The sequence below is a fragment of the Bordetella sp. 15P40C-2 genome (genome assembly GCF_009763235.1).
GTDB lineage: Bacteria > Pseudomonadota > Gammaproteobacteria > Burkholderiales > Burkholderiaceae_B > Bordetella_A.
The window spans coordinates 25,095-40,022 of sequence record NZ_WSJA01000057.1; the positions used below are offsets into that span (position 1 = coordinate 25,095).

Annotated in this window: 16 protein-coding genes and 1 riboswitch; of the genes, 8 read left to right on the plus strand and 8 right to left on the minus strand. The window is 62.5% G+C overall.

Annotated features, from left to right (window positions below; genetic code table 11):
- Nucleotides 1-26 precede the first annotated feature (26 nt).
- The 3 genes from GOQ25_RS18400 to GOQ25_RS18410 all read right to left on the minus strand — a co-directional run bounded on the left by GOQ25_RS18400 (nt 27) and on the right by GOQ25_RS18410 (nt 2,573).
- Nucleotides 27-266, minus strand: coding sequence for a helix-turn-helix domain-containing protein (locus GOQ25_RS18400; RefSeq protein ID WP_160351929.1), 240 nt, complete (start codon nt 264-266; stop codon nt 27-29).
- A gap of 35 nt (nt 267-301) precedes the next feature.
- Nucleotides 302-1,327, minus strand: a complete 1,026-nt coding sequence (dusB, locus tag GOQ25_RS18405) for a tRNA dihydrouridine synthase DusB (protein WP_160352035.1) — start codon at nt 1,325-1,327, stop codon at nt 302-304.
- A gap of 79 nt (nt 1,328-1,406) precedes the next feature.
- Complete coding sequence (locus GOQ25_RS18410; RefSeq protein ID WP_160351930.1) at nt 1,407-2,573, minus strand: UbiH/UbiF/VisC/COQ6 family ubiquinone biosynthesis hydroxylase; 1,167 nt, start codon at nt 2,571-2,573, stop codon at nt 1,407-1,409.
- Nucleotides 2,574-2,609: 36 nt separating this feature from the next.
- On the opposite strand from GOQ25_RS18410, the gene GOQ25_RS18415 reads away from it, so the two are divergent.
- Nucleotides 2,610-3,062, plus strand: coding sequence for a TM2 domain-containing protein (locus GOQ25_RS18415; RefSeq protein WP_160351931.1), 453 nt, complete (start codon nt 2,610-2,612; stop codon nt 3,060-3,062).
- Between the two features lie 51 nt (nt 3,063-3,113).
- On the opposite strand, the gene GOQ25_RS18420 is transcribed toward GOQ25_RS18415, so the two are convergent.
- Nucleotides 3,114-4,451: an aminopeptidase P N-terminal domain-containing protein gene (locus tag GOQ25_RS18420; protein WP_160351932.1), complete on the minus strand. Its 1,338-nt coding sequence runs from the start codon at nt 4,449-4,451 to the stop codon at nt 3,114-3,116.
- Nucleotides 4,452-4,574: 123 nt separating this feature from the next.
- A riboswitch (yybP-ykoY riboswitch) is annotated at nt 4,575-4,778 on the plus strand.
- A 9-nt stretch (nt 4,779-4,787) separates the two neighbouring features.
- On the opposite strand from GOQ25_RS18420, the gene GOQ25_RS18425 reads away from it, so the two are divergent.
- From GOQ25_RS18425 to GOQ25_RS18435, 3 genes are all read left to right on the plus strand, one after another.
- Nucleotides 4,788-5,777: a sodium:calcium antiporter gene (locus GOQ25_RS18425; RefSeq protein ID WP_160351933.1), complete on the plus strand. Its 990-nt coding sequence runs from the start codon at nt 4,788-4,790 to the stop codon at nt 5,775-5,777.
- 414 nt (nt 5,778-6,191) lie between these two features.
- Nucleotides 6,192-6,542 carry a hypothetical protein gene (locus GOQ25_RS18430; RefSeq protein WP_160351934.1) on the plus strand — a complete coding sequence of 117 codons (351 nt, stop codon included), beginning with the start codon at nt 6,192-6,194 and terminating at the stop codon, nt 6,540-6,542.
- A gap of 183 nt (nt 6,543-6,725) precedes the next feature.
- Entirely contained in the window at nt 6,726-7,574 is an 849-nt protein-coding gene (locus GOQ25_RS18435) for a cytochrome c oxidase assembly protein (RefSeq protein WP_160351935.1), read from the plus strand.
- Between the two features lie 36 nt (nt 7,575-7,610).
- Here GOQ25_RS18435 and galU read toward each other — a convergent pair whose 3' ends face one another.
- A complete protein-coding gene (galU, locus tag GOQ25_RS18440; RefSeq protein WP_160351936.1) occupies nt 7,611-8,444 on the minus strand; it encodes a UTP--glucose-1-phosphate uridylyltransferase GalU in 834 nt (277 codons plus the stop codon).
- Nucleotides 8,445-8,508: 64 nt separating this feature from the next.
- On the opposite strand from galU, the gene GOQ25_RS18445 reads away from it, so the two are divergent.
- Nucleotides 8,509-10,023 (plus strand): M48 family metalloprotease, encoded by a 1,515-nt coding sequence (locus GOQ25_RS18445; RefSeq protein WP_160351937.1) that lies wholly within the window; start codon nt 8,509-8,511, stop codon nt 10,021-10,023.
- A gap of 92 nt (nt 10,024-10,115) precedes the next feature.
- On the opposite strand, the gene GOQ25_RS18450 is transcribed toward GOQ25_RS18445, so the two are convergent.
- The 3 genes from GOQ25_RS18450 to GOQ25_RS18460 are packed head-to-tail and all read right to left on the minus strand — an operon-like array spanning nt 10,116 to nt 11,900.
- A complete protein-coding gene (locus GOQ25_RS18450; RefSeq protein ID WP_202109534.1) occupies nt 10,116-11,225 on the minus strand; it encodes a YheT family hydrolase in 1,110 nt (369 codons plus the stop codon).
- Between the two features lie 5 nt (nt 11,226-11,230).
- A complete protein-coding gene (locus tag GOQ25_RS18455) occupies nt 11,231-11,653 on the minus strand; it encodes a nuclear transport factor 2 family protein (RefSeq protein WP_160351939.1) in 423 nt (140 codons plus the stop codon).
- Nucleotides 11,654-11,687: 34 nt separating this feature from the next.
- Nucleotides 11,688-11,900, minus strand: a complete 213-nt coding sequence (locus GOQ25_RS18460) for a zinc-finger domain-containing protein (RefSeq protein ID WP_160351940.1) — start codon at nt 11,898-11,900, stop codon at nt 11,688-11,690.
- Nucleotides 11,901-12,323: 423 nt separating this feature from the next.
- On the opposite strand from GOQ25_RS18460, the gene GOQ25_RS18465 reads away from it, so the two are divergent.
- The 3 genes from GOQ25_RS18465 (at nt 12,324) to GOQ25_RS18475 (ending at nt 14,893) form a co-directional block, all read left to right on the plus strand.
- Nucleotides 12,324-12,995, plus strand: coding sequence for an AzlC family ABC transporter permease (locus GOQ25_RS18465; protein WP_160352036.1), 672 nt, complete (start codon nt 12,324-12,326; stop codon nt 12,993-12,995).
- On the plus strand, nt 12,992-13,327 hold the full coding sequence (locus tag GOQ25_RS18470; RefSeq protein ID WP_160351941.1) for an AzlD domain-containing protein: 336 nt from the start codon (nt 12,992-12,994) through the stop codon (nt 13,325-13,327). The genes GOQ25_RS18465 and GOQ25_RS18470 overlap by 4 nt, the downstream gene beginning before the upstream one ends.
- Before the next feature lie 150 nt (nt 13,328-13,477).
- Nucleotides 13,478-14,893: a DEAD/DEAH box helicase gene (locus GOQ25_RS18475; RefSeq protein WP_202109535.1), complete on the plus strand. Its 1,416-nt coding sequence runs from the start codon at nt 13,478-13,480 to the stop codon at nt 14,891-14,893.
- Nucleotides 14,894-14,928 lie beyond the last annotated feature (35 nt).

Sequence of the window (14,928 nt, forward strand, 5' to 3'; positions counted from 1 at the left end):
AGGGCCGAGGCACGCGCGGGCGAGGATTACGGCTGGATGTTGTGCGCCTGGAGTTTCTTGCGCAGCGTGTTGCGAGTAATGCCCAGAATCTCGGAAGCGCGCGACTGATTGCCGCCCGAACGTTCCAATGCGACTTCGAGCACCGGGCGTTCGACGCAGCGCATCACCATTTCCCACATATCGTGGGGTTCGGAGTCGCCCAGATCTTCGAAATAGCGCGCCAGACTGGCGCGCACGCAATCTTCCAGGACATCGTTCTTGCTCATTTTGTACAGATTTATAGGTAGAGGTGGGAGGCGGATCACGCCGCCATCAGCGGTTGCTCAGCCGGTGCCGGGTGTGCCGGACCGCTAAGAGCGAGTTGGTTGAACCAGTCCGACACCGCTCGCCATTGATCGCGAGTGTTGTCGATCTGATTCATGTGGTCGCGGAAGTCGTCTGCGCCGGGCAGACCTTCCACGTACCAGCCGATATGTTTACGTGCCGAGCGTACACCGGTGTGTTCACCGTAAAAACGGTAGTGGTCATCCAGATGCTCCAGCAAAAGATCGCGCAGTTCCTCGTAAGAGGGGGGCGCCAGCGTCTCGCCCGTGCGCAAGTAGTGGTCGATTTCGCGGAAAATCCACGGATTGCCCTGCGCGGCACGCCCGATCATCACGGCGTCGGCGCCGGTATAGTCCAGCACATAGCGGGCCTTTTGCGGGGAGTCGATGTCCCCGTTAGCCACCACGGGAATGGAAATCTCGGCCTTGACCGCGCGTATCGTGTCGTACTCGGCTTCGCCCGTGTACAGATCCGCGCGTGTGCGCCCATGCAGCGCGAGGGCGGCAATGCCGGCTTCCTCGGCGCGACGGGCCACGCGCAATGCGTTACGGTGTTCGCGGTCCCAGCCGGTACGGGTCTTGAGCGTGACCGGCACGCCCAAGGGCGCACAGGCGGCGACCACCGCATCCAGGATGCGCGCCACCAGATCCTCGTCACGCAGCAGCGCCGAACCCGAGGCCAGATTACAGACCTTCTTCGCCGGACAGCCCATGTTGATATCGATAATGCGCGCGCCACGCTGGGCGTTGAACACGGCCGCCTCGGCCATCATGGCCGGATCTGCGCCGGCGATTTGCACCGCCACGGGCGCGATCTCGCCTTCATGATTCAGCCGGCGCGAGGTCTTGACGCTATCCCACAGGCGGGGATTGCTCGCCGCCATCTCGGACACGGCATAGCCCGCGCCCAACCGTTTGCATAATTGACGGAAAGGGCGATCCGTCACCCCCGCCATGGGGGCGACCAGAACATTGTTGGGAAGCGTCCACGGGCCGATGCGCATGCGCACATTTTAACCGACGGCGAGTGGGGCATTTTTTGGGGTCGAATACGGCCCTTATTTCGGTCTTCGCCTAGCCCGATCAGGCGCGCAATCCCTGCAGCAGATGCCGGGCCAGCGGAGCGCGCAACGGCGCCACTGCATCCAGCGCCAGCAATCCTAAACCGCACGCATGTTCGACGGGTGCCAAGCCCGTGGCGAAAGCGCGCGGCATCAAATCGGTCAAACCGCCCGTGATCAGCCGGTCCGCGCGTCGGGCATTGGCGAACTGGGCCAGTAGCGGATTCGGGCTTTCCTCGGGCGTGTTCGACCACGCGGCCAGCGCCTGTGCCAGCCGCGCCGCGTCGCGCAGCCCCAGGTTCAGACCCTGGCCCGCCACGGGATGTAAGGTTTGCGCCGCGTTGCCAATGGCCACCAGTCGCCCCTGCACCTGCGTGCGCCGGGCATTGAGCGCCAACGGGAACACATGTCGTGCGGCCTGGCTCGACAGCCGTCCCAGCCGCGTGCCGAATGCCTCGGTCAGCGCGGCCGAGAACGCAGCTTCGTCCAACTGCGACAGCGCGGCGGCCCGCTCCGGGGCGTTGCACCACACAACGGAATAGGCCCGCGCATCCAGCGGATGCGGCAACAGCGCCAGCGGTCCCTCGCGCGTGAAACGCTCCCACGCCCAGCCAGCGCGCGGCAGGGTGGCATACGCCGTGGTGACAATTGCGTGCTGGTCATATTCGCGCCGCAGGTCCGTGCCGCTGCTGCCATCGGACTGCACCGCCAGGCGGGCGCGAAAGTGCGTGTCGCCTTGGCGAATCTCCACGCCCGCGCCATCCTGATTCACCATTTGCGCGGAGGGGCCTTGCAGCACGGTCACGCCGCTATCGGCCACCGCCGCGTGCAGCGTCGCGTGCAGAGCCGCGTAAGGCACCACGCTGCCCAGGCGCGGCACCTGGAAATCCGTGTGGTGAATGACCGTGCTACCCAGCCGGCCTCGCTGCGAAACATGCACATGGCGAATATCCGCTGCCCGGCTTGGCCAAGCGCCAAGCGACTCCAGCAACACCCGACTGCCATGATTCATGGCCAACACGCGCGGGTCTTGGCCCGGCTCACGCGCGGGACCCGTTGCGGCTGGCGGCGTGCCGGCTAGCAATGCGATCCGTTGTGGATCCGGGCATTGGCGCGCCAGGAGCAGCGCCAGGGCATGGCCGACCGGGCCAGCGCCCAAAATGGCGATATCGTATGCAGGCTGAGTCATACTTCCATTCTAGCGCCCAGACCCTACAATTCCCTCATGACCTCCGCTACTACGCTTGCTTCTCAGTCCGCAGACCGCCGGCGCAACAAAGTCGTGCTGGGATTGCTGGCCTGCTTTCTAGGCTGGTTGGGCGCGCATTGGTGGTATCTGGGACGCCGCTACGCGTGGCTCGTCACGCTCGCTTCGGTCTGCTGTCTGGTCGCGGCGACGCAATTTCCGGTGTGGTTCGACAACCCGGCGTTTTTTCTGGTCTTTATTCCCATGGTCGACGGGTTTATCGAAGGCGTCGTCTTCAGTCTGATGTCCGACGAGAAATTCGACCGGCTCTACCATCCCGGTCAGGGGCGGGTTACGCGTACCGGCTGGGGCCCCGTGCTGGTCGCGCTCTTTGGCACGCTCATCGGCTCGATCGCCACCATATTCGCCATCGCGATGGTGGTGGTGTACACGTGGACGGCGCTGGGGTGGCTTGACGGATACGTGCTGTAGCCCCGATCTGTCGAGGCTCCCGCCGCCATTCCCGCATCGTCGGCATCAACGTTATTCCCGCATGAGCGCTTCAATTTCGGTCGCCGACACCGGCACACCGCGAGTGAGCAACTCGCAGCCATCCGGCGTCACCAAGGCATCATCCTCGATCCGGATGCCGATGTTGTGGAAAGCTGTCGGAACGTCATCGGCCGCACGGACATAGATGCCGGGCTCCAAGGTAAGCACCATCCCCGGTTGCAACGTCCGCCAGGGCCGGTCCATGCCAATCGCATCGCGTTCGCGATAATCGCCCACGTCGTGCACATCCATGCCAAGCCAGTGACCGGTTCGATGCATGTAAAACCGCGTATACGCGGCCGAGTCGATCACGCCATCCAGCGAGCCGGTCAACAGTCCTTCGTCCAGCATCCCCTGCGCCAATACCCGAACCGCGGCCTGATGCGCGTCATCGTAAGGGCGTCCCGGAGCCGTGACCTCCACTGCCGCCTGCTGGGCTGCCAGTGTCAGGTCATAAAGCGCGCGTTGCGGACCGCTGAATTTTCCATTCGCCGGAAACGTACGTGTGATGTCCGCGGCATAGCTGTCGTATTCGCAACCCGCGTCAATCAACACCAGGTCTCCATCGCGCAGCACGGTATCCCCCGCGAGGTAATGCAGCACACATGCGTTCGCGCCCGCCGCCACGATACTGGGATAGGCGGGCGACTGCGCCCCTTGCCGCCGGAATTCGTACAGCAGCTCGGCCTCCAACTGATATTCGCGCATGCCGGGCCGCGTCGCCCGCATCGCGCGCCGGTGCGCGGCGGCCGATATACGGGCAGCCTGTCGCATCGCGGCCAGTTCGCTGGCATCTTTGATCAGGCGCATGTCCGCCAAGATAGGGCGCAAATCCTGTAGCTGCGCGGGGGGCTGGCGCCGTCCACGGCCCCGTTGCTCGGCCTGTTTAAGCCATTCGCGCAGCTTTGCCTCGGTGGCCTGCTCTGCGGCAAACGGTGTGTACAGCGCGGCCTGATCTAGCAGCAACTCGGGCATTCGCTTGTCCAACTCGTCGATCGAATACGCCTCGTCCACGCCATATCGCGCCACCGCATCGTCCGGGCCGCAGCGGTAACCTTCCCAAATTTCCTGCTCGGGGTTTCTCGGACGGCAAAACAAAATCGTTCGATCGCTTTGACCCGCCACCAGCACCAGCCACGCCTGCGGTTCCGTGAATCCGCTCAGATAGTAGAAATTGCTGTCATGCCGATAGGGATACTCGACATCCCGGTTACGCATGGCCTCGCGCGCCGTGGGAACAATCGCAATCCCGCCGCCGGCCGCACGCATTTCGTCCAACAGGCGTTCGCGACGAGTGATAAAGGGGCTGATATCTGCAGGATGGTTCATGTCGATCCGACGCAAGAGTCCAGAATGATTGCACTTTACTCCGCTATGTGCACCGCGTTCGACATTCCGGCGACGCCAGCCCGTATGGCGGCGATTCCTTGCACACATCCTGCTACAATCCGGGCCACTGTCATTGGGGAGTAGCCATCCTTTGATCCCCAAAGGAGTCAGCGTCAACAAGCTTGGTGGTGTTTCACCCCATGGCGCTGACGGCCTCCGGCGCGGAGCCATCCGCCCGCCGGATTCGCCAGGCGAGACCATTGGCCGCAACGCGTTCACCTGGCCGGGCGAGCCGCGTTGTCGCGCCTTTGGTATCTGCTCGTCCGGCGTTGCATCATGATTCTCACGCTGTTGCTGTTTTTTCTATCAGCCCTGACCATTTATTTCGCCTGCGAATTCTTCGTCAACGGCATCGAATGGGTCGGCCATCGTCTTAATCTCGGCGCCACCGCCACCGGGACGGTTCTCGCGGCCTTCGGTACTGCCTTGCCAGAGAGCGCGGTGACCTTCATGGCCGTGGTGTTTGGCGAATCGCCTGAACAAAAAGACATTGGCGTGGGCGCGGCCATGGGTGGCCCGCTGGTGTTGGCGACGTTGGCCTATGCGGTCGTCGGTTTGGCCATCTGGCGCATGCATCGTGTCTCCTGTATCAACGCGGACCAGCCACGTCTGGCCCGCGATCAAGCTTGGTTCATGGGCATCTTTATCTTCAAGGTCGGTCTGGGTTTGCTCGCCTTCGCCTGGAAGCCTTGGCTGGGCATCTTGTTCGTCGGCGTCTATGCCCTGTACGTCAAGCGCGAACTCTCCAATGACGAAGCTTGCGCGGACTGCGAAGACCTCGAACCGCTGAAGATACGTCCGAACGACAATAGCCCGAGCATGGCCTGGGCATGTGCCCAGACGTTTTTCGCGCTGCTGGTCATTGCCGGCGCTTCGCATGTCTTCGTCAATCAGATCGAGATCATCGGCGTCGCGCTGGGAGCGTCGCCCCACGTAGCCGCGCTGCTGCTCGCGCCGGTGGCGACGGAGCTTCCGGAAATCATGAATGCCCTGATCTGGGTGCGACAAGGCAAGGAACGTTTGGCGCTGGCCAATATTTCCGGCGCGATGATGATTCAGGCCACCATTCCCAGTGCGCTGGGGATCGCGATGACCCCATGGCTGCTGGACGCGCCATTGCTTGCCGCGGGCCTATTGACGTTGGTGTCGATCGGCATTCTCTGGCAGCGCTTTCGTCGCGCGAGCATGAGCGTAGGCGTGCTGTCAGGCGTGGGCGCGCTTTATGGCGTGTTCGCTTTGTATCTGGCTTGGTATTTCCTGCTCTGATGCCGCGGGCGGGTCGTTTGCCCGCCACTTCAAGGCTGTCGCTGCCGTCACATCCAGACGCAAACTTTCGGGAAAACCCTTGTTTGAGCCGCCAAGTTCGCGTAAAATCGTTTTGTTTACAACATTCGGAGTTCGTTCTGTGAATACCGATTCCGGCGACAGTAGTCGATCTTTTATCGACGTCGCTGCCTGACAGGATCTCCAGCAGAATCTCCTTCTGCCGCATCCTGTTAGTGCAGGGTGCGGTGTACCGTGACAAGTTCTTTGTCGCGTCTCCCCACCAAAACCGCCAGAACCGCCGCTGTCTGACTGCAGGCTCGTAGGCCGCGCCGTGCGTGCGCATGCCCATCGAGTGCCGCTGTCTAGACGCGTGCGTATTCGCCTGAATGCTTCGACCTTTGACGGGAGGCTGCCATGCGTTTATTTGATCTATTCCTGCGTCGTGCTGGTGTGGACCGCAACAGCGCGCTCACGCGTCGCCAAGGAACATCCCGATTGACGCTCGAGTGCCCGCGCGACGCCTTGGGTGATGTGCGCAAGCAAGTCTGCTCCGACTTCGGCGCAGCCGGGCTCAATGTATCCCAGTTCCAGATCGAAACCGGGCGCGATGCGGACTACGCCTCGGCCTGCATCACGGTCAATTGTCCTCCGGAGCTGCGTCCGGAGCTGATGTCTCAGGCTCGCCGCCTGCAGGCCCATCCCGCTGTGCGGCGGGTGCATTTCGGCACCTCGGCGCGTTCGACGAACGCCGCTGTCGCCGCCTGACGCAACACCACGAGTGCCGCGGCCGGGCCTCCCCGAGCCGCGTCTCACTGGCCGCGCCTTGGCGGCCGCACCTAGCCGGCCGCACCTAGCCGGCCGCACCTCTCCTCGGCACTGCTCTACAATGGTTCGTCGCTCGCATCGCACGGGCCAGCCCGTCCCTCGTCGAGCATCACGGATGGTGGCATGGATCATCTCGCTTGGCTCGTCCCCTGGGAGTTCTCCCCAACCCTGCTGGCCGCGTTTGGCGTGGCTATCGTGCTATTTTTGCGCGGCAGACGGGTCCATCGCGTGACGCTCGCCCGGCAATGGCTGTTCTGGACGGGCTTGGTGCTGCTGTATCTGTCGCTCCACACGCGGGTCGACTATTACGCCGAGCGGATGTTCTTCATTCATCGCATTCAGCACTTGGTGCTGCATCACCTTGGACCACTACTGGTCATGGCGGCGTTCCCCGGGTCCGCGATGCGCGCCGGCCTGCCCTTGCATTGGCGCAGGCGCTTGCGAGATTTTCTCCAGACCCGAGGGGCGCGCGTCCTGGTCGGCGTGCTGACCAACTCCTATTTCGTACCGGCGCTTTTCGTTTTCCTGGTCTTGGTGTGGTTGCTGCCGACGGTGCAGTTTTATTCCATGCTGGACTGGCGCCTGTATCGTTTGATGAATTGGTCGGTAGTGATCAGTGGGTTCATGTACTGGAATCTGATTCTGGATCGCCGTCCCAGCCCGCCCGCGGCCATGAGTCCCGGCGGACGCGTTATTTCGCCGGTGCTCACCATGGCGCCACAGATGGTGGCCGGGGCGATCATCACGTTTACGGAAAGAGATATCTATCCGCTGTTCGAACTCTGCGGACGTGCCATCGGCATGTCCGCGCAGACCGATCAGATGATAGGCGGATTGACGATGTGGATCCCCGCCGCCTTTGTCGAAGTCATCGGGCTGATGGTGGCGCTAGGCACCCTGATGCGACTGTCCGGCAAAGGCAGACTGCGTCCCGAGGATCGTGCCGTGCGTTACTCGCAGGCGAGTCCGTGATCTCGGGCGGCCCCTGATACCGGCCGGCCCTCCATCTCAGATCAGGCCGTGGTACTTACGCCCAAGCGTCACGGTCGCCTCGAACATCCCGGCCTTGCTGCCGCAGTCGTAGCGTCTTCCCTCATAACGGTGAGCGATGACCCGGCGTTCTTTCAGCAGGGACGCAATACCGTCGGTCAATTGAATTTCATTGCCGGCGCCCGCCTGCGTGGCGCGCAGATGATCGAAGATCTCGGCCTCCAGCACATAACGACCCACCACGGCCAGCGTCGACGGTGCTTGGTCGGGGCTGGGTTTTTCGACAATGTGCGACACGAGCGCGGAGCGATCGTCGATGGGCTCGGCGGCCACGATCCCGTATTTGTTGGTGTCTTCGCGCGGCACATCCTGCACACCCACCACACTGGCATCCTGCGCATAGGCGGCCTGGATCAACTGAGTCAGAGCTGGGGTTTCGGCATCGATCAAATCGTCTGCCAATAACACCGCGAATGGCTCGCGGCCCACGGCGGCCGCGGCGGTCAGGACGGCATGCCCAAGCCCCAGCGGCGCCGGTTGGCGGATGTAGACGCAGTTAACGTGGCCAGGCAGGATATTGCGCACCAATTCCAGCAGGTCATGCTTGCCCTTGCGTTCCAATTCCGATTCCAGTTCGGGTGCCGAGTCGAAGTGGTCTTCGATGGCGCGCTTATTTCGGCCCGTGACAAAAATCAGATCGGTTACCCCCGCCGCGACCGCTTCTTCGACCGCATATTGGATCAAAGGCTTATCCACGACAGGCAACATTTCTTTCGGCATCGCCTTGGTGGCAGGAAGGAAACGCGTGCCCAGTCCGGCGACGGGAAAAACAGCTTTACGAATGGGACGCATGTCTGCCTCGGCTGATCTTCATTGTTTGATGAAAACTTTTACGGCTCATAGCTATCATATTGCCATGAACCGCCGCTATTCGAATTTTCGCAAACCGCTTGTGATGCGCTGCCTGGCTGGCTTGTTGGGCTTGGCCGTGGCGCTTCCGCTGGCTCCGGCCGTCGCGCAGCCTGTAGGCTTGCCTTCCATGGGAGCGGCGTCCTCGGCCGATTTATCGCCCGCGCTGGAACGTCAACTGGGCGAGGCCATCATGGCCCAAGGCAGGCGGGATCCCACCTTCATCAACGATCCGGAAGTCACACAGTACCTGACCACGCTGGGACGCAAGCTGGCTAATTTCGCGCCCGGCGCGGTGCCCGATGTCGAGATGTTTGGCGTGCGCGACCCGCAGATCAACGCGTTTGCGATGCCCGGGGGATTCATCGGGGTCAATAGCGGCCTGATTGTGCAATCGACGAGCGAAGCGGAGCTTGCCTCCGTGCTCGCTCACGAAATCGGCCATGTGGTGCAGCGTCACATTGCCCGCGGCATGACGCAACAGAATCAGAGCGGTGTGGTGATGATGGCCAGTCTGGCCGCGGCGCTGCTTGCCGCGTTGGCGGGCGGGGGCGGAAACCTGGCCGTGGGTGTCGCCGCGTTCGGGCAGGCGGCTGCAATCAACCAGCAATTGGGCTTTTCGCGCGACGCCGAACGCGAGGCGGACCGCGCTGGTTTCACGATGCTGACCCGGGCCGGCTACGATCCCGATGGAATGGTGCGCATGTTCTCGCGCTTGATGGGCGCCTCGCGTCTGAACGAGGGTACAGGGGGTGGGGCGTGGGCCAGCACTCACCCCTTGTCGATTGAGCGGATGTCCGATATCCAAAACCGGGTGCGCAATCTGCCTGCGGAAAAATACACCGACAGCGACGACTATTGGTACATACGTGCCAAGATGCGCGTGATTCAAGGTCGTGACGCCGTCAGCCTGCGATCGGCGACCCAGGTGCTGCAGGACGACTCCCGCCGGTTGACGGGGGTACAGCAATCCGCGGCTTTCTATGGGCTCGCGCTGCAGGCGTTTCAGCGCAATCAAATCGACGAGGCCCAGCGGTATCTGGAACGAGCGGAGGCGGGCGGGCGCAGTTCGCCCCAGCTCGCGCGGCTGGCGATTGATCTGGCGGCGGCGCGCAGGGACGGCGCACAGGCGCTGCAGCTTGCCGCAGCGGCCATCAAACGCTGGCCGCAGCAGCGCGCATTGGGCATTGCGTACGCACAGGCACTACAAGGCGTGGGTCGCCACGCCGAGGCGCAGAGTTATCTGCGCGAGCGCATCAAGCAATGGGGCGATGATGAGCCTGGGCTCTACCAGATGCTGGCTTATAGCGAAGAGCGCAACGGGCACCCCGTCGAAGCACGCCGAGACATGGCGCGTTATTACGTGTTGACCGGCGCCTACGCCGCAGCCGAGGCGCAGCTGCAGCAAGCGCGCAATCTCTCCAAGGATTTCTACGAACAATCGCAGATCGACGTGCAGATTCGCGATGTGAAGGAACGCCTTGCTCAGGAGCGCGAACTGCTTGAACGATTTAAAGGCTGATAGGGCTCGAAAAGGACAGCGTGACCGTTATCAGGATAAAGATCGGGCGGTCGTCCGAATAGGGGCCCGGACGGCCGCGCGCTGCTGAGCCGCTATTGACCGGTTTCGAAGAACCGTTGCAGCCGCTGCGGCAACCAGTTCAGATGGCCGGGAAATGCGCCCGTCGGAAAGCCCGCGTGGCCGCCCTGAGCAGGCTGATGCAGCAGCACATGGCTCGAGCATTCGCGCGGCAAGGGCAGGGCGCTCTCTGGCATGAACGGATCGTTTCGCGCGTTCAACACCAGCGTCGGGATCTCCACGCTCGCCAGCCACGGCTTACTGGACGCGCGTGTCCAATAATCCAGCGCATTGCGAAACCCGTGCATCGGCGCGGTATAGGCATCATCAAAGTCGCGCAGGTCACGCGCATGGGCAATGCGCATCACGTCGATGGCGCCGGGAAAGCGCCGCGCTTTTTCCAGGACCTTGTGCTTCATGGTCTTCAAGAAATAAGCGGTATACACGCGCCGGTTGAACACGCCATGCGAAAGCGCATTGCCGCCCGCCACCAGATCCAGCGGCACGGACACGCCCGCGCAAGCAGCCAGCCATGACACCTGACTCTGCTGCTCGCCGATATATTTCAGTAGCGCATTGCCTCCCAGCGATACCCCCACGGCATGCCAGCGCGCGTGCGGAATGCGAGCCCGCACGGTATCCAGCATAAAACCGACCTCGGTAGAGTCCCCCGAATAGTAGGCGCGCGCCAGCCGGTTGGGTGTGCCGGAGCAGCCGCGAAAATGCGCGACCGCGACTATCCAGCCACGCGCCCGGAAATGATGCGCAATGGATTGCGCATACCGGCTCAGACTGCCGCCTTCCAGACCATGGAAAAGCAATAGCGCCGGCGTGTCCGGCGTTTGCGGCAAAGACAGCCAGTCTTCATCGGTAATCCAACGCGCTGCGGCCGTCTTTCCCGACACGACGGGCGAAGCCGAATCGATTGGCTGACCGTTCGCGCGCTTGTGCGGGAACAGCCCCGGCCCGGTCCAATCGATATCAATGAAATCCGTGTCCGGTGTTTCTACGCGCTGGCGTACGAACGCAATGCTGTGATGCTGCGCAAAAAAGGCAGCATAAATCGTCTGGCTATGACGGTCGGGGAGCCAGGCGGGAACGGGACAAGGCGATGTATCGAGACGGGCGATGGACACGCGAACCATCCGTCCTAATGCAGCCGCTCGGGCACGTCGTACAAGTCCAGCACCTCGGCCTCGGCGGGCGCGGGCGAGGCATGATGTAGCACCATGCGCCAGCCCGTGGGGCCCTTGTGATAGACGTTGGTGGCGTAGCAATGGGCGTACTGCGTGCTTCCCCGGCCGTTTATGGTGACCTGTTCCACCACGGTGTGGACCGAACACATCATCGTTTGCAGCGCTTGAACGCGTAGGGGACGGATACGCAGCGGCCCGGGCGCCAGTGTCTGCTGCCAGCACTCATGGACGGCCGCTTGCCCCACCGCGCGCAAACCGCCAGGATGGATACAAATGACTTCCTCGTCGTCGGCCCAGATTTGCATCAGGCGGACAGTGTCGGCTTGCTCAAGCGCTTCGTAAAACGCTTGTTCGGCTTCTTCGGGCGTGGCGAACATGAGTGAGGAGCGGGCAGGTTAAGACGCGACGGTCTCAGTGACCGCGCACCACGGTGCCGGGCTTGAGCCGATACTCGGTGCCACAGTAAGCACAACGGGCCGATCCGGTATGGGTGACGTCCAGGAACACGCGCGGGTGCATGCTCCAGAGCGGCGCCTTCGGGCCGGGGCAATAGACGGGCAGGTCTTCAGCGCCGACTTCAACGATATCCTGGGCGGGCGCGGCGGCAGAGGCGGCAGCGGTCATGAGTTTTCCTGAAAAAGACGAGTTATGAGACCAGAGAGGGGAACCCTACGAAAAGTTCCGTCAGGGGGAAACCTGCGTTGCCGTGCAGGGGACGCGTCGCCACGGTGGTGTCACGCCACGCCAAGCGCGTACGGTCGTACCGGATAAAGCTGTCGCGATCCGCCATCGACATAGTGTTCCCCTATCAAGAGGCGCTATTGTATCAAGCAGCAGAGGTACAATGCCCGGTTTAGCGTCGGGTGTCGGCCTACGACATCGGACGATGCGCCCATGCTGCGGCGTGCGGGATTCTATCGCCGATGAATTCCATGCCGTCCCGTGTGTTCCTACTAGGGTTTTGCCGTGCCCCGTGAGTCCGTCAGCGGTTCCAACATTGATTCAAAATTGATCCGGCAGGAGCGTTTGGTGGCATTCCGCCAAGGTGTGCGTACCGTCGTGCCGGCGCTGATTGCCACCGGGACATGGGGCATGGTCACAGGCGTGGCCATGGTCAAGTCGGGCCTGACCGAGTCCATGGCACTGGCCATGACGCTGATGATGTATGCCGGATCCGCGCAGCTCACTTCCTTGCCGCTTATCGCCGCCGGCGCGCCGCTATGGTTGATCTTCATGGCGGGTTTTGTCGTGAATCTGCGCTTCATTATTTTCGGCGCGGCGCTGCACCCCTATTTTCGTCATCTGTCCTGGCCTCGCCGGCTCGGGCTAGGCTATTTCACGACGGATATGGGGTTTGTATTTTTCATGTCGAAGTACGGCGATGACGCCGACCGGGGTACGCGCGAGCAGCTGTGGTTCTTCCTTGGGACCATCGTGCCGGGCTGGCTCACGTGGCAGGCTGCATCCATCGTCGGCATCTATCTGGGCGGGATCGTCCCCACGGACTGGTCGCTGGATTTTGCCGCCGTGCTGGCTTTGCTGGCCATCACCATCCCGCTGGCCAATTCCAAGCCCATGCTGATTTCCATGTTGGCCGCGGGGATCGTGGCGTGGGTGGGGCAACTGCTGCCGCTGCGCCTGGGGCTGGTCGCCGCCGTCGTGACCGGGATCGTGTCCGGGATGCTGGCCGAACGATTTTTCAAGAAAGGCGCCAAATGAATCTCTGGCCGTCCGAAATTTACGTTTATAGTGCCATCGCGCTGCTCACTGTATGCAGCGTGCTGACCCGCGCCGGCTATATGGTGTTTGGCGATTATCTGCCCCTGCCCGATGTCGTGCGGCGTGCATTGCGCTATGCGCCCGCCGCCGCGCTGACCGCCATCTTGGTGCCTGACCTGATGCCCTGGAAGGCGGACACCGGCCCGGCGTTCGATTACCGGCTGGTGGCCGCCATCGCGAGCATTTTGGTGTTCTTACGCTTTCGCAGCGCCGTGCTGGTGATCGTGGTTGGCATGGTCTCGTTATGGGGCTTGCGCTGGCTGGCCGGTTGAGCCTGATCCGGTCCCGATCGATGTGTTTTTGCTATCGCAACTCTGGTAGTATGGCCGGTTGCGCTAAAATAAAGTTATCCACAGCAATCCGGGCTTAGCTGCACTTTCTCGTTTTGTTCTTTTTCGTTGCCCCGGCATCTGCCCATCCTGATGACTGACACTACCCAATCCGCAGTCCCCACCTCTGATACTCCCGCACCGACATTCGCCGACTTCGGGCTGCATCCACAGTTGCTACAGTCGGTGATCGATACCGGCTATACCACCCCGACTCCCATTCAGGCGCAGGCGTTGCCGGCAGTCATATCGGGTCGGGATGTGATGGGGGCGGCACAGACCGGCACGGGTAAGACCGCGGCGTTTACGCTGCCCATCTTGCACCGCCTGATGCCGCTGGCCAATACCAGCGCATCGCCTGCCCGACATCCGGTGCGGGCATTGATCCTGGCGCCGACGCGCGAGCTGGCCGATCAGGTCTATGAAAGCGTCAAACGCTATAGCAAACACACGCCGCTGCGTTCGGCCGTGGTGTTCGGTGGCGTGGATATCGGCCCGCAAAAAGAGGCCTTGCGCCGCGGTTGCGAGATCCTGGTGGCCACGCCGGGTCGCCTGCTGGATCACGTCGAACAGAAAACCGTCAACCTCAGCCAGGTCGGCATTCTGGTGCTGGATGAAGCCGACCGTATGCTGGACATGGGCTTTTTGCCCGATCTCGATCGCATCGTGCGGTTGTTGCCGGCGCAACGCCAGGGGCTTTTGTTCTCGGCCACGTTCAGCAACGAGATTCGCAAACTGGGCCGTACCTATCTGAACCAACCGGTCGAAATCGAAGTCGCTGCGCGTAACGCCACGGCCGATACGGTGACCCAGATCGCCTATCAAATGCCGAGCGACGCCAAGCGCGCCGCGGTCGTGCATCTGGTGAAGTCCAAGGGCCTCAAACAGGTCATCGTGTTCTCGAACACCAAGATCGGTACGGCGCGTCTGGCGCGTGAACTCGAGCGCGATGGCGTCAGGGCCGAGTCCATTCATGGTGACAAGAGCCAAGCCGATCGCATGAAGGCCCTGGAGGCGTTCAAGGCCGGCGAACTCGAAGTGCTGGTGGCGACCGATGTCGCCGCGCGCGGGCTCGATGTCGCGGGCGTGCCCTGCGTGATCAACTACGATCTGCCGCACAATGCCGAGGATTATGTTCACCGTATCGGTCGTACCGGCCGTGCGGGCGCATCGGGCGAGGCCATCGCGTTCTTCACCCCCGAAGAAGAGCGTTATCTGCTGGATATCGAAAAGCTGACCAAACGCCCCGTGCCGCGCGGCCAGCTGGACGTTCCGCAGGCCTTGGTCGCTCGCAGCCACACGCGCGAGCCGCGCAGCCGCGATCGCCGCAGCAGCGGCTACGGCCAGACCGCGTCACGTCAGCCGGCGGATGATTTCTTCTACAAACCGTACGAGCCGTCGCCTTCCGCCACGTCCGCGGTGCAAGCTCAGCCCGAAGAGCGGCCCAGCACGCCGAAGCGTCAACTCGCGGTTCTGTTGGGTGGACGCGGCAAGCCTAGCGGCGCTTAACTTTCTGTATAGCAAGCGAGGCGGCCCCCAAAGGC